Genomic DNA, 12,137 nt, shown 5'->3' with positions numbered 1-12,137 from the left:
TCACCTTCCCTGGCTTCCGGCCGGGAAGAAGCCCCCGACCTGGGTCTTCGGGTAGAGCAGGGTGTGCGCGCCGATCAGGGTGGCGGGCTGGAGCACGGTTCCGGCGGGAACGATCACGCCGTCGCCGACCACCGCGCCGAACTTCGTCTGGCCGGTGGCGATGCGCCGGCCGTCGAGGTGGGCGCAGACCTCTTCGGTGGCCGGTTCGGTGACCGGTCCGGAGGTGACCCGCAGGCCGGTGGTGGAGACGAACGCGCCGATGTTGACGCCGAGGCCGAGCACGGAGTCCCCGACGAAGCTGGTGTGCTTCATGAAGACACCGCCGACGAGGAGGGAGCGGGTGACCTCCGCGCCGAAGCCGATCCGGCAGCCGGGGCCGACGACGGTGTTGTCGCGCACCCGGGCCCCTGCCTCGATCACCGCGCCGGGGCAGACCAGCACCGGACCGGTGACGAACGCGCCTTCGGCGATGACGGCCCCGGGCGCCACGATCACGTGGCCCCGGACGGTGGCGCCGGGCTCGATGATCCCGGTCGCCTCCGGCAGCGGGATGTCCAGGTGGCCGGCCAGCAGGTCGGTGATGGCCTTCTTGAGGCCGAAGACGGTCGGGCAGCAGTTCAGCAGCTCCAGCACGACCGGGTCGGTGACGTGTTCGGTGTCGAAGTAGTACTCAGGGGTGGTGCGGTAGTCGATGCGCTCCAGCTCGGTGTGCAGTGCGGGCGCGTCGGTCAGCCGGTGCATGGCTGGATCTCCTCTCGGGCAAGCGAGTGGAAGAAGGGGCCGTCGCGACGGCCCCGGGGCCTCAGGAGGCAGACAGGTCAAGCACGGCCGCCGCCATCCGGGGGCTGGCCTCGGCCGGGTGGTTGTGGACAGCCAGGGCGAGCACGGGTAGGTGCAGGGCGGCCCAGGAGGCGGTGAGGAAGGTGCCGAGCCGGTCGCGGTCCGCCGGGGCGGCGTGCCGCTGGCCAGCGGGCGGCAGGGAGGTGCTGGGCGTTGGCATGGGAGGGTCTTCGACAGCAGAGGGAGGGGTGGACGTTCCCCAGTGAACCGCCAGGCGAAAGGCCGGATCCGTAGCCGGACTACGGGCCGTAGTCCGGCTACGGGTCAGATGATCTGAACGCCCGCTCGGACGGCGAAGTCCCGTACGCCGGGCAGCTTGCGGTCGTGTCGCAGCAGGGTGGTGGCGAGGTCGCGGACGGCACCGCGGCGGATTTCCTGCGGGGCCGCCTCCTCGGCGGCCAGCAGAGCCCGGTAGCACTGTTCGGGCTTGCCCCACTGGTCGAATGCGCGGGCCACGTCGATGAAGAAGCGGGCCTGCCGCTCGGCGGTCGGCAGAGCGGCGGGGTCGATCGTGGAGGCCAGCTCGATCGCCCGGCCAGCGTCGCCCAACTCGTAGTGCACCGACAACTCGTGCAGGGCGACGCCTTGGACGCCGTCCATCAGACCAGAGGCCCGGCTGGCAGCAGCGGCACTGTCAGCAGCCTCATGGATCAGCGAGTGCGAGTAGGCGCGGTCGCCAGTCTTCGCGGCGGTGTAGGCAGCGGTGGCGTACAGGTCGCCGCGGGCAGCCAGACGGGCGGACTCGGACACCGTGGTGTCGGCGAGGAGGTCTTCGGCGGCGACCACCACGATGTCGGTTGCTCGGGCGAGGCTGCCTTGGCGGCGCCAGGAGCTGGAGACCATCCGCTGGGACTCGGCGACGACCAGAGGGTCACCGCCCGCGCGGGCGGAGGTCAGCGCGCGGTCTGCGGTGATGGCGACCAGGTTGTTGTCGCCGACCTTGATGCACAGTCGGACGGCGAGGTTGTAGAGCTGGGCGACGTTGCATGCGCGCTCCTCCGGCGTACCGGCCATCTGCGCGGCGGCGATCCGCACGGGCAGGGCCCCGGCGAGTGCGTCGTACTTGGCCGCCTTGAACTCCTGGCGCGATGTCAGGAGTGAGGCGGTGACTGACTCCTTGGTCGGCTCGCGCCGAGGAGCTGGAATCCGGCCCGGCCCGTAGAGCAGCAGGTCTTCCAGACCGGCCAAGGGCGAGCCTGTCTCGGCATGTGCGGCCTGCTGGCCGGCAACCGGGGCGAACAGGGCGGCAGCCGCCAGGGTCAGGAACGGGCGGCGTCGCACATCGTCCTCCTCGGCAGCGGAAGTGCTCGTCAGCGTAGCGGAGGCGGACTTGCGGGGGCGGGACCTCGACCGATCCGCGGCTGGCTGCGGTAAGGCCATCAGCTCGCTGAGCTCGCAACCCAGCACCGCCGCGAGGCGACGCAGCAGAGTCAGATCCTTTACCTGCTGCAGGTCGCGTTCCACCAGCGACATCCAGACCTCGCTGCGGTCGAGCTCGGCGGCGAGACGGAGCTGCGTCCACTCCATCTCGGCGCGGCGGAGTGCGATGAACTTGCCGAACGTGATGCCACTGCTCCCCACGCCGGCCCCCAGCATCGTGTTGAAGCCATTACGGAGGGCTACCGTACCGATGATCGGGGGCGCGGTGTAGGGCTTTCGGGGCGACGCCGGCGTTCACCGCGCTGCCGTGCTGATGCTGCCGCCGGTGCATGTGTCTGGTGTAGCCCAGGAGCCCCTGAGGCCAGCCGGGTGGGCAGGTCTCAGGGGCTGGGTCACGACCAGGTGGTGCCGGCCAGGAGCCCGTCGAAGCCGAGCGCCTGCATTGCGGTGTCGCAGTCGTCCCACTCGTGTTCGGGGGCGGTGAAGTGGAGGTCGAAGTACGCGCGGGTGAGGTCGGCCTCGCGCCATGCGGCCGCGCAGCGGCAGCGGACGAAGACCTGGTGGCGGACGTTGAGGAGGAGCCAGAGGAGGACTTCGGCGGGGCGGTCGGTGGTGGTCAACTCCCGTTGCTGGGCGGCCTCGGCGATGGCGCGGTGGGGCGGCTGGCCAGCTGATTCGGCCTGGGCGAGTGCGGCGGCCAGGGCGTGCCAGGAGGGGGCGGCGAGGATGCGCTGAGCGTGCTCGGGGACGGTGGTCCGGACGTGGGTGGCGAGGCGGTCGGTGGCCTTGGGGGTGGGGGTGCGGCGGGTGAGGTCGGCGATGACGGGCTCGGCGGTCTGCCGGTAGGCGGTTCGCAGGTGGACGAGGCACTGCTGGGCGGCTGTGGCCTGCTTGCGGTGGCCGTGGGCTTCGCGCCAGCGGGCGATGGCGATCAGGACGAACACGGCGGTGGACAGGAGGGCGGCGGCGGTGGCGCCGTCCTCGCCGGAGTCGGCCGTGTTCAGGAGTTCCTGGGCGGCCGAGCGGAGGGCTGCGGCCTGATGGTGTTCGGCGCGAATGCGTCTTCCTGCTGTGGCCGACACCACGGCTGACGGCGGTATGGCCCTCCGCTCAGTAGCGGCCCCACGCTGAATCCCTGGAGGGCGAGCATTCTACCGATCGGATGATCTGTGATGAAGCTTCACTTCAAGGGGTCGGATGGCCTGAGGCGCTTCGACGGTTCGTCAACTACTGGACCGAATAGGACAGGTGATCTCCATGGCAACAGCGGCCGAGCGCGCCGAGGGGCTGTTCCGCATGCTCGACAATGACCACGACGGCTCCGTCGACAAAGCCGATTTCGATCTGCTGACGCTGTCCCTGGGTGCGGTGATCGGGGTCGCTCCCGGCAAGGACGGGTGGCAGCTGCTGACCAAGGGCACCGACAACCTGTGGCGGACACTGGTGGAGATCACCGGTACCGACAAGTCCGGCAAGGTCGCCAAGGGGCGGGTCCAGAGCAACTGAGACCAGAACTGAGACCGCGGCACGAAGAAGGCCCCGACCGGAAACCCGGTCGGGGCCTTCAACTGCCTTGCCAGGCAAAGGCGGCGGATGCGAGATTCGAACTCGCGAGGGGGCGAACCCGGCACGCTTTCCGAGCGTGCGCTGACGGGCAGCCGGTCAGGCGTGGGGGATGACGGCGACCGGGGACTGGGCGTGGTGCAGGGCGGCGTGGGCGACGCGGCCGAGGCGGGGGCCGAAGTCGAGGGAGCGGTGGCGGCGGCCGACGACGAGGAGGGCGGCGCCGGCGGAGGCTTCGACCAGGCCGCGGGCGGAGCCGAGCCGGACGTCCTCGATCACCGCGGTGTCCGGGTGCCGCTCGCGCTGGCCGGCCAGGGCGAGGGTGAGCAGTTTGGCCTCCAGCGCCTCCAGTTGGGCGATCTCGGTGGGCGGCACGGCCCCGCCGGCGTAGCCAAAGACCGGTGGGAGGTCCCAGCCGTGCACGGCCCGCAGCCGGGCGCCGCGCAGGGCGGCCTCCTGGAAGGCGAAGGCGAGCACCTCCTCCTCAGGGGCGTGCGCGTCGACGCCGACCAGCACCTCGGGCACTCCGTCGCCGGCCCCCTCGGGCGCGCCCGGCTCGCGCACCACGACCACCGGCACCGTGCTGCGGGCGGCCGCGGCCATGCCGACCGAGCCGAGCAGCAGCCCGGTGAAGCCGCCGAGGCCGCGCGAGCCGAGCACCAGGAGGGCGGCGTCCGCGGCCGCGGCGACCAGGCCGTCCACCGGCGCGTCCAGGACGGCGTCGGTGTGCACCTCCAGGTCGGGGTGGCGCTCGCGGATCGCGTCGGCGGCCGAGGCCAGGACTCGCTGCGCGGCGGCCGGCAGGTCGTCGGGCTCGGCGAAGGTGGCCACGCCGTCGGTCAGCCACGGCCAGGCGTGCACCAGGCGCAGCGGGGCACCCCGGAGCACTGCCTCGTCGGCGGCCCAGAGGGCGGCGGTGGTGCTCTCCGGCGAGCCGTCGACCCCGGCCAGGACGGATGGCGTCATGAGGGTTCCTCCACTGTGTCGGCGCTTGGCGGGGCGGCGCGGGGACGGTGCGCGCACTGACGGCCCGTCCGCTCCTCCCCCACCCTGGCGGTCCGCCAGGGCCTCGCGACAGAGGCGGCAGGCCCTTCGGCGACGGGACGAAAGGCCCGCCCGTGGGAGCGTACGGCGCACCCCGGCGTGCGGGGTACCGACACCCGGGCACTACCGTGATTCCGGCAATCGCCCTGATCGGGCGGCACCCGGCGCCCTCCGGCGGCGGGTGGAGGACGGGCCAGGGCGAGTACGAGGAGGACAGCGGTGGGCGGAGCGGACGGCAGCGCGGCGGTTGGCGGCGCGCGGATGCCCCGGCTGCGCCTGGACGAGCTGCTGGAGGAGCTCCAGTGGCGGATCGACGCGGCGCGCGGCACCCAGAACCGGGTGCACAGCCTGCTGGAGGCGGTGCTCGCGGTCGGCCGGGAGCTGGATCTCGGCCAGGCGCTGCACCGGATCGTCGAGGCCGCCGCCGATCTGGTGGACGCCCGTTACGCCGCGCTCGGGGTGATCGGCCCGGACGGGCACTCGCTGTCGCAGTTCCTGACGGTGGGGCTGTCCGAGGAGGAGATCGCCGAGATCGGCCCGCCGCCGTCCGGCCGGGGCATCCTCGGCGAGCTGATCCGCGACCCGCAGCCGCTGCGCTGCCCGGTGCTGTCCGAGCACCCGGCCTCGGCGGGCTTCCCGCCGAACCATCCGCCGATGCACACCTTCCTCGGGGTGCCGGTGCGGGTGCACGGCGAGGTGTTCGGGAACCTGTACCTCACCGACAAGCGCGGCGGGCTGGACTTCGACACGGATGACGAGGCGGTGATCTCCACCCTGGCGGTCGCGGCCGGGGTGGCGATCGACAACGCCCGGCTGTACGAGGAGGCGCAGCTGCGCCAGCGCTGGCTGCGGGCCAGCGCGGAGATCAGCCGCAGCCTGCTGTCGGGCGCGCCCCGGCTGGAGGTGGTGGAGCTGATCGCCCGCCGGGCGGGGGAGATCGCCGGCGCCGAGCTGGCCGACGTCTCGGTGGCGCTGGACGGTCCGCAGGAGCGGGCGGAGGAGCTGACGGTGGAGGTCGCGCTGGGCGGGGCGCCGGCCGCGCGGCTGGGGGTGACGGTGCCGGTGGACGGCACGCTGTCGGGCGCCGCGTACGCCTCCGGTTCGCCGGTGACCAGCGACGACCTGGCCTGCGACGCCCGCTACCCGGCGGGCCCGGCGGGGCGCTTCGACGGGCTGGGCCCGGCGGTCGCGGTGCCGCTGGGCACCGGGGCGGGGTACGGGCGGGGCGTGCTGCTGCTGGCCCGCGCGGCCGGGCAGCCGGCCTTCGGGCCGGACGAGACCGGGCCGCTGCTGGGCTTCGCGGACCAGGCGGCGCTGGCCCTGGAGCTGGCCGAGCGGCGGCGCGACGCCGAGCAGCTGACGCTGCTGGAGGACCGGGACCGGATCGCCCGGGACCTGCACGACCTGGCGATCCAGCGGCTGTTCGCGACCGGGATGACGCTGCAGAGCGCGGGCCGGCTGATCGACAGCCCGGCAGCCGCCGACCGGGTCGCCCGCGCGGTGGCGGACCTGGACGAGACCATCAAGATCATCCGGTCGACGATCTTCGGGCTGCGCGCCCACAGCGAGCCCGACCGGGGCCTGCGCGCCCGCGCCACCCGCGTCGTCGCCGAGGCGCAGGGGACGCTCGGCTTCGCGCCCCGGCTGAGCATGGAAGGCCTGCTGGACACCGACGTGCCGCAGGAGCTGGCCGACCACGTGGTGGCCGTCCTCGGCGAGGCGCTCAGCAACGCCGCCCGGCACGCGCGGGCGGGCCGGGTGGAGGTGACGCTGCGGGCGCTCGCCGGGCGGGTGGCCCTGGTGGTGGCCGACGACGGGGTGGGCGTACCCGAGGGCGGCCGGCGCAGCGGGCTGCGCAACCTCGCCGAGCGGGCCGAGCGGGTGGGCGGCACCTTCACGATCGGGCCCGCCGAGGGCGGCGGCGCCCGGCTCTCCTGGGAGGCCCCGCTCGGCTCCTGACGTACGGTCAGCCAGCCTTCGCCCACGCCGCTCCGCGCCCTCGCGCACGCCGTCCCTACTCGAACGACCGAACGCCCTCGGGCGGGTTCACACGTCGGGCACGCCCCCCTCGAAGAACGCTCTCAACATCCATTGTCGCCACGCATGTTCGACGGTAGAGTCGCCGTTCGCCGAGCACGGATGAGCATTCGACAGCATCATTTGGGGCGGCCATGTCAATTAATCAGGACACCCTTAATCAGGACACCCTCCGGGTCGTTCCCGACCTGATCCACGCGTTCACGGAAATGGCACGCCGCAATCCCCGGCACCCCGCGATCGTCCAGCGGGGGCGCACCCTCGACTACGGCCGGCTCGCAGAGCTGGCGAACACCCTGGCCAGGCGCCTGGGACCGGACCCCGGCACGGTCTCCGTGCCGGCCGTCCACACGGCCGAAACGGTGGTCGCGCTTCTCGGCGTGCTGACCGCCGGAGGCACGTACTGCCCGATCGATCCGGCATTCCCCGAGGCCCGTCGACACGCCATGGCGACGGCCGCGAACTGCCGCACGGCGATACTCGGCGAAGCCGTCGCGGACCACCGACTCGACGCTCGATTAGTGGAGTTACCGACCCTCCCGGAATTCCCCGGAGAACCGCCCGGAACCCTTCCGGCGGACCACGCCGCAAGCGGCCCGGAACATCCGGCCTACATTCTCTTCACGTCGGGTTCGACCGGGCAGCCGAAACCCGTCGCCACTCCCCGCCGGGCCGTCGCGGCCACGGCCCACACACTGCGCGACCTCTTCCACCTCACCCCCCAGGACCGGGTGCTCCAGTTCGCCTCGCTCAACTGGGACACCTGCTTCGAGGAGATCCTCCCCGCACTCACCGCGGGCGCCACCCTCGTCCTCGACCCCGACGCGCACTGCGGGTCGTTCCCGCGCTTCCTGCGGATGGTCGAGCGCGAGCGGATCACCGTCCTGGACCTGCCGACCGCCTTCTGGCACGAACTCGTCCACCACCTGGTCGACGATCGGGCCGAACTTCCGCCCTGCGTCAGGCTCCTGGTGATCGGCGGGGAGGCCGTCCAGCCGGCCCGGCTGGACGACTGGGCCCGACTGGACACCGGGCGGATCCGGCTGCTGAACACCTACGGCTGCACCGAGACCACCCAGATCACCCACGCCGTCGACCTGTCCGGACCGCTCGCCCGCGAACCGGTCGGGCCCGGCGCCCACCACGCGCCGGCCGCCCGCGCACCGATCGGCCACGCCCTGCCGCACGTCGTCGAACGCCTCGGCGAGCAGGGCGAGTTGCTGATCGGCGGGCCGGGCCTCGCACTCGGCTACCCCGGCCTGCCCGAGGCCACGGCGGCCCGGTTCACCACCGTCGACGGCGAGCGGTACTTCCGCACCGGCGACCGGGTGAGCCGCGGCCCGGACGGCCTGCTCACCCACCAGGGCCGCCTGGACGGCGAACTGAAGGTACGCGGGGTCCGGGTGGACCCGGCGGAGGTCGAGGCGCACCTCACCGGCCACCCCGAGGTGACCGCGGCCGCCGTCACCGGCGCCGCCCTGGCCGGCCGCACCACGCTGCTCGCGTACGTCGTGGCGCGGCGGCACACCTGCCCGCCGGACCTGGCCGGCGACCTGCTCTCCTACCTGCGGGCCCGGGTGCCCGGCCACCTCGTGCCCGGGCGGATCACCGTCGTCCCCCGGCTCGTGCACACCCCCAGCGGCAAGGTCGACCGGGCCGGCTGCCACCTGCGCTACGGCGCCCACGACAGGTCGAAGGAGACCTCCGTTGAGCACTGACCTCACCACCCCCGCCACCCCGCAGGACCTGGTGGACGTCTTCCGGCGCGTGCTGGAACGCGACGACGTGGCGCCCGACTCCGACTTCTTCGACCTCGGCGGCGACTCGCTGATCGCCACCCGGGTGCTGAGCGCCGTCGCGCGCGGCTACGCCGTCGAGCTCACCTTCGACGAGTTCCTGCTCGCGCCCACCCCCACCGCGCTCGCGCGCAGAATCACGGCCGGGAGATGAACGACCGCCCGTCCAACGAGCACCCGTTCGACGCGCATCGGCCAGGAGGAACCGCCGTCGTGGTCGGCGCCGGACTGGCCGGGCTCACCGCCGCCACCGGGCTGGCGGCGCACGGCTTCGACGTGACCGTCCTGGAGGCCCGGGACCGGGTCGGCGGACGCACCCACGGCATCGAGGCCGCCCCCGGCGCCCTGATCGACGCCGGAGCCGCCTACCTGGGCGACCGGCACACCGAACTCCTTGCCATGATGGACGAGTTGGGGCTCAAGACCACCCCCACCACGATGTCCGGCGCCAGCCGCTTCGCCCTCCACACCGGCAGCGACACCGACGCCGGACCCGGCACCGACGCCACGACCCGCGACGGCCGGTTCCCGCCGCTCGACGGCGTCGCGCTCGGCGACCTGTTCGACCGGCTGTCCGAACTCACCGCCGCCGTACGGCCGGAGGCGCCCTGGCTCACCCCGGACGCCGAACGCCTGGACGCCCTGACCGCCGCCGAGTGGGCCGAGCAGCACCTCACCCACCCCGACGCCCGGCTGTTCTTCCCGCTGTTCCTGGGCGAGATGACGGCCGCCGACCCGGCCGACATCTCCGTCCTCCACCTCGCCTTCTACCTGCGCTCCGGCGGCGGCCTGCGCTACCTCAACGCCTTCGCCGGCGGCGCCCAGCAGGACCGGATCTGCGGCGGCGCCCACCAGGTGTGCGAGCGGCTGGCCGAGCGCCTGGGCCACCGGGTACGGCTGGGCGAGCCGGTCCGGGCCGTCCACCAGGACGCCGACGCCGTCACCGTGCACACCGACCGCGGCGAGCACCGCGCGGACGTCGCCGTCATGGCGCTGCCGCCGCTGCTCGCCGACGCGATCGACCACCGGCCCGGCCTGCCGGTGCGCCGGGCCGGCGAGCGCACCGCGCGCGGCTGCGCGGTCAAGGTCCACCTGGTCTACCCGGCGCCGCTGTGGCGCGACCACGGCCTGTCCGGCTGGTCGGTCAACGCCCGGGGGCCGCTGCTCTCCACCGTGGACGACTCCCCCGCCGAGGCCGGCATCGGCGTCCTGACCGGCTTCGTCACCGGCGCCGAGGCTCACCGCTTCGCCGCCCTCACCCCGCGGCAGCAACGCGCGGCGGCGATCGGGCAGGCCGCGCAGCTCTTCCCGATGCTCCCCGAGCCGACCGCCTGCCACGTCACCGACTGGCTCAACGACCCGTACAGCCAGGGCTGTTACGCCGCCCTGCTGGGGCCCGGCGACTGGCCGCGGCTCGGCCCGGCGCTGACCGCGCCGCACCACCGGGTGCACTGGGCCGGCACCGAGACCAGCACCGCGTACTTCGGGCTGATGGAGGGCGCGATCCGCTCCGGCCACCGGGTCGTCGCCGACATCCTCGCCCGCGCCTGACGCCCGCACCCCGAACCCACGCCTGACGCCCCACCCCTGTCCTTCCCCGGCCTTTCCCCCTCCCCGGCGCCGGTTCCACGAGAACCCGCGCCCGCCCCCCTTCGGGAGACCCCCATGAGCGACCGCAGTTCCATCGCGCCCCTCGCCGCCAGACAGCGGCTGATGACCGAACCCGCCCTGGGCGCGGGCAACTTCCTCGACCACGCCCTCGCGGCCAACCCGCACCGCGCCGTCCCGTCCGTCTTCACCCACCGCACCGACCACCGCGGCGAGGTCGTGCTGCGCGGCCACAGCCTGCTCGACCTGGCCGCGCTGCGCGACCGCTACGCCGCCTGGTACCACGCCAACGGGGTGCGCCCCGGCGAGCCGGTGGGCGTCGTGGTCGGCGAGGGCCTGGAACCGCTGCTGCACTTCCTCGCGCTGACCTCCCTGGGCGCCGTCCCCGCGCTGGTCAACGACGCGATGCGGCACGACGTGCTGGTCCGCTACCTGGACCACGTCGGCGTGGTCGGCGTGGTCGCCGACGACCCCACCCGGCTCGCCGCCGCCTACCGCGAGGACCCGGGCCGCCGCCCGCGCTTCCTCGCCCTGGCCGCCGAGGTGCAGGCCTTCGACGCCGACGCCGTCGAGCTGCCCGCCGACCACCCGTACCGGCACGCCCCGGACGACGTGGTGGCGCTGATCCACTCCTCCGGCACCACCGGCACCCCCAAGTCGACGATGCTGGCGCACCGCCAGTTCTGGGACGGCAAGCAGCCGCGGATGGAGCGCTTCCCCGCCGAGCCGTACGACCGGCTGATGTCGCTGATGCCGCACACCCACGCCGGCGGGCTCAGCTACTTCCTCACCGCGACCCTGCTCGGCCTGCCCACCGTGGTGATGTCCGACTGGCGGCGCGCCGTCGTCGAGCCGGTGATGGAGGCCTTCCAGCCGACCATGGTCGCCTCCTTCCCCCGGACCTTCGTCGAGCTGGCCACCGGCGAACTCCCGGTCCGCGGCGCGGCCCGGGTGCACTCCTGGTTCAACACCGGCGACAGCGCGCACCACGGGCACATCCGCCGCCTGGTGACGCTCGGCGAGCGGCCGGCCGGGCTGATCCGCCCCTGGCTGCTGCCGCAGGACCGGGCCGACCGACCCGCGCTGCCCGGTTCACAGTTCGTCGACGGCCTGGGCTCCTCCGAGATGGGAATGGCGCTCTTCGGCCAGGTGACCACCCCGGAGAGCGCCCGCGACGACCGCTGCGTCGGCAGGCCGCTGGAGGTGGTCCTGAAGGCCGCCGTGCTCGACCAGGACGGCACCGAACTCCCGGACGGCACAGTCGGGTTGCTCGGCGTGGTCAGCCCCTCCCGGACCCCGGGCTACTGGCACGACCGGCGGCTGACCGAGAGCTTCGAGCTGGCCGGCTACTGGCTCACCGGCGACGTCGCCCGCCGCTCGCCCGACGGCCGCTTCTACCACCTCGACCGCACGGTGGACGTCATCGACACCGCCGACGGCCCGGTCTACAGCCTGCCGATCGAGGAGGTGCTGCTCGCCGACTGCGCCGACCTGGTGCAGGACTGCTCGGTGGTCGGCGTGCCCGGGGCGCCCGGTGAGGGCCAACGCCCGGTCGCCGTCGTCCGGTTGCAGGCAGGTGCCGGAGGGGACGCCGGGGCCGGCGCCGAGGAGGTGCGGGACGCGGCGAACAAGGCGCTGGCCGCGGCCGGGCTGGCCGCGCTCGCCGCCGTCCGGATCGCCCGCACGCCGCAGGACTTTCCGCTCGGGCCGACCGGCAAGGTGCTCAAGCGCGAGCTGCGCACCCGCTTCGCCGGCCTCCTCGCCGACCCGCGGACCGAGTCCCGAACCGACACCCGGGCCGACACCCGGGCCGAGCTCCGAACCGGCCCACGAACCGGCCTCCCCACCGCCCCCTCCGCCGGCCAGTAG

11 protein-coding genes are annotated in these 12,137 nt (G+C 73.8%); 6 read left to right on the top strand and 5 right to left on the bottom strand.

Annotated features, from left to right (window positions below):
• From ACIQVZ_RS22910 to ACIQVZ_RS22895, 4 genes are all read right to left on the bottom strand, one after another.
• Complete coding sequence (locus tag ACIQVZ_RS22910) at nt 1-741, bottom strand: hypothetical protein (protein ID WP_402452483.1); 741 nt, start codon at nt 739-741, stop codon at nt 1-3.
• A 61-nt stretch (nt 742-802) separates the two neighbouring features.
• A complete protein-coding gene (locus ACIQVZ_RS22905; RefSeq protein WP_402452481.1) occupies nt 803-1,000 on the bottom strand; it encodes a hypothetical protein in 198 nt (65 codons plus the stop codon).
• Nucleotides 1,001-1,104: 104 nt separating this feature from the next.
• The gene (locus tag ACIQVZ_RS22900) at nt 1,105-2,421 is read right to left on the bottom strand and encodes a helix-turn-helix domain-containing protein (protein ID WP_402452480.1); all 1,317 of its coding nucleotides are present in this window, start codon (nt 2,419-2,421) and stop codon (nt 1,105-1,107) included.
• A gap of 191 nt (nt 2,422-2,612) precedes the next feature.
• Entirely contained in the window at nt 2,613-3,305 is a 693-nt protein-coding gene (locus ACIQVZ_RS22895; RefSeq protein ID WP_402452479.1) for a hypothetical protein, read from the bottom strand.
• A 172-nt stretch (nt 3,306-3,477) separates the two neighbouring features.
• On the opposite strand from ACIQVZ_RS22895, the gene ACIQVZ_RS22890 reads away from it, so the two are divergent.
• Nucleotides 3,478-3,726 carry an EF-hand domain-containing protein gene (locus tag ACIQVZ_RS22890; RefSeq protein WP_402452478.1) on the top strand — a complete coding sequence of 83 codons (249 nt, stop codon included), beginning with the start codon at nt 3,478-3,480 and terminating at the stop codon, nt 3,724-3,726.
• A 156-nt stretch (nt 3,727-3,882) separates the two neighbouring features.
• Here the strand turns inward: ACIQVZ_RS22890 and ACIQVZ_RS22885 are convergent, their stop codons facing one another.
• Nucleotides 3,883-4,749 (bottom strand): universal stress protein, encoded by an 867-nt coding sequence (locus ACIQVZ_RS22885; RefSeq protein WP_402452477.1) that lies wholly within the window; start codon nt 4,747-4,749, stop codon nt 3,883-3,885.
• A gap of 339 nt (nt 4,750-5,088) precedes the next feature.
• Here ACIQVZ_RS22885 and ACIQVZ_RS22880 point away from each other — a divergent pair, with 339 nt between their 5' ends.
• From ACIQVZ_RS22880 to ACIQVZ_RS22860, 5 genes are all read left to right on the top strand, one after another.
• A complete protein-coding gene (locus ACIQVZ_RS22880) occupies nt 5,089-6,786 on the top strand; it encodes a GAF domain-containing protein (protein ID WP_350879863.1) in 1,698 nt (565 codons plus the stop codon).
• 212 nt (nt 6,787-6,998) lie between these two features.
• Nucleotides 6,999-8,582 (top strand): AMP-binding protein, encoded by a 1,584-nt coding sequence (locus ACIQVZ_RS22875; RefSeq protein ID WP_402452475.1) that lies wholly within the window; start codon nt 6,999-7,001, stop codon nt 8,580-8,582.
• Nucleotides 8,572-8,814, top strand: coding sequence for an acyl carrier protein (locus tag ACIQVZ_RS22870; protein WP_350879782.1), 243 nt, complete (start codon nt 8,572-8,574; stop codon nt 8,812-8,814). The genes ACIQVZ_RS22875 and ACIQVZ_RS22870 overlap by 11 nt, the downstream gene beginning before the upstream one ends.
• A complete protein-coding gene (locus tag ACIQVZ_RS22865; protein WP_402452473.1) occupies nt 8,811-10,211 on the top strand; it encodes a flavin monoamine oxidase family protein in 1,401 nt (466 codons plus the stop codon). Before ACIQVZ_RS22870 ends, ACIQVZ_RS22865 begins: the two co-directional genes overlap by 4 nt.
• A gap of 114 nt (nt 10,212-10,325) precedes the next feature.
• Nucleotides 10,326-12,137 carry a class I adenylate-forming enzyme family protein gene (locus ACIQVZ_RS22860; protein ID WP_350879780.1) on the top strand — a complete coding sequence of 604 codons (1,812 nt, stop codon included), beginning with the start codon at nt 10,326-10,328 and terminating at the stop codon, nt 12,135-12,137.

Source organism: Kitasatospora sp. NPDC098663 (assembly GCF_044760075.1).
Taxonomy (GTDB): Bacteria; Actinomycetota; Actinomycetes; order Streptomycetales; family Streptomycetaceae; genus Kitasatospora.
This window is presented reverse-complemented; position numbering and strand designations above follow the sequence as displayed.

Excerpts from the sequence above, each read along its gene's own strand:
- ACIQVZ_RS22910 (WP_402452483.1), bottom strand. The coding sequence starts at position 741 with ATGCACCGGCTGACCGACGCGCCCGCACTGCACACCGAGCTGGAGCGC.
- ACIQVZ_RS22905 (WP_402452481.1), bottom strand. The coding sequence starts at position 1,000 with ATGCCAACGCCCAGCACCTCCCTGCCGCCCGCTGGCCAGCGGCACGCC.
- ACIQVZ_RS22890 (WP_402452478.1), top strand. The coding sequence starts at position 3,478 with ATGGCAACAGCGGCCGAGCGCGCCGAGGGGCTGTTCCGCATGCTCGAC.
- ACIQVZ_RS22885 (WP_402452477.1), bottom strand. The coding sequence starts at position 4,749 with ATGACGCCATCCGTCCTGGCCGGGGTCGACGGCTCGCCGGAGAGCACC.
- ACIQVZ_RS22880 (WP_350879863.1), top strand. The coding sequence starts at position 5,089 with ATGCCCCGGCTGCGCCTGGACGAGCTGCTGGAGGAGCTCCAGTGGCGG.
- ACIQVZ_RS22875 (WP_402452475.1), top strand. The coding sequence starts at position 6,999 with ATGTCAATTAATCAGGACACCCTTAATCAGGACACCCTCCGGGTCGTT.
- ACIQVZ_RS22865 (WP_402452473.1), top strand. The coding sequence starts at position 8,811 with ATGAACGACCGCCCGTCCAACGAGCACCCGTTCGACGCGCATCGGCCA.
- ACIQVZ_RS22860 (WP_350879780.1), top strand. The coding sequence starts at position 10,326 with ATGAGCGACCGCAGTTCCATCGCGCCCCTCGCCGCCAGACAGCGGCTG.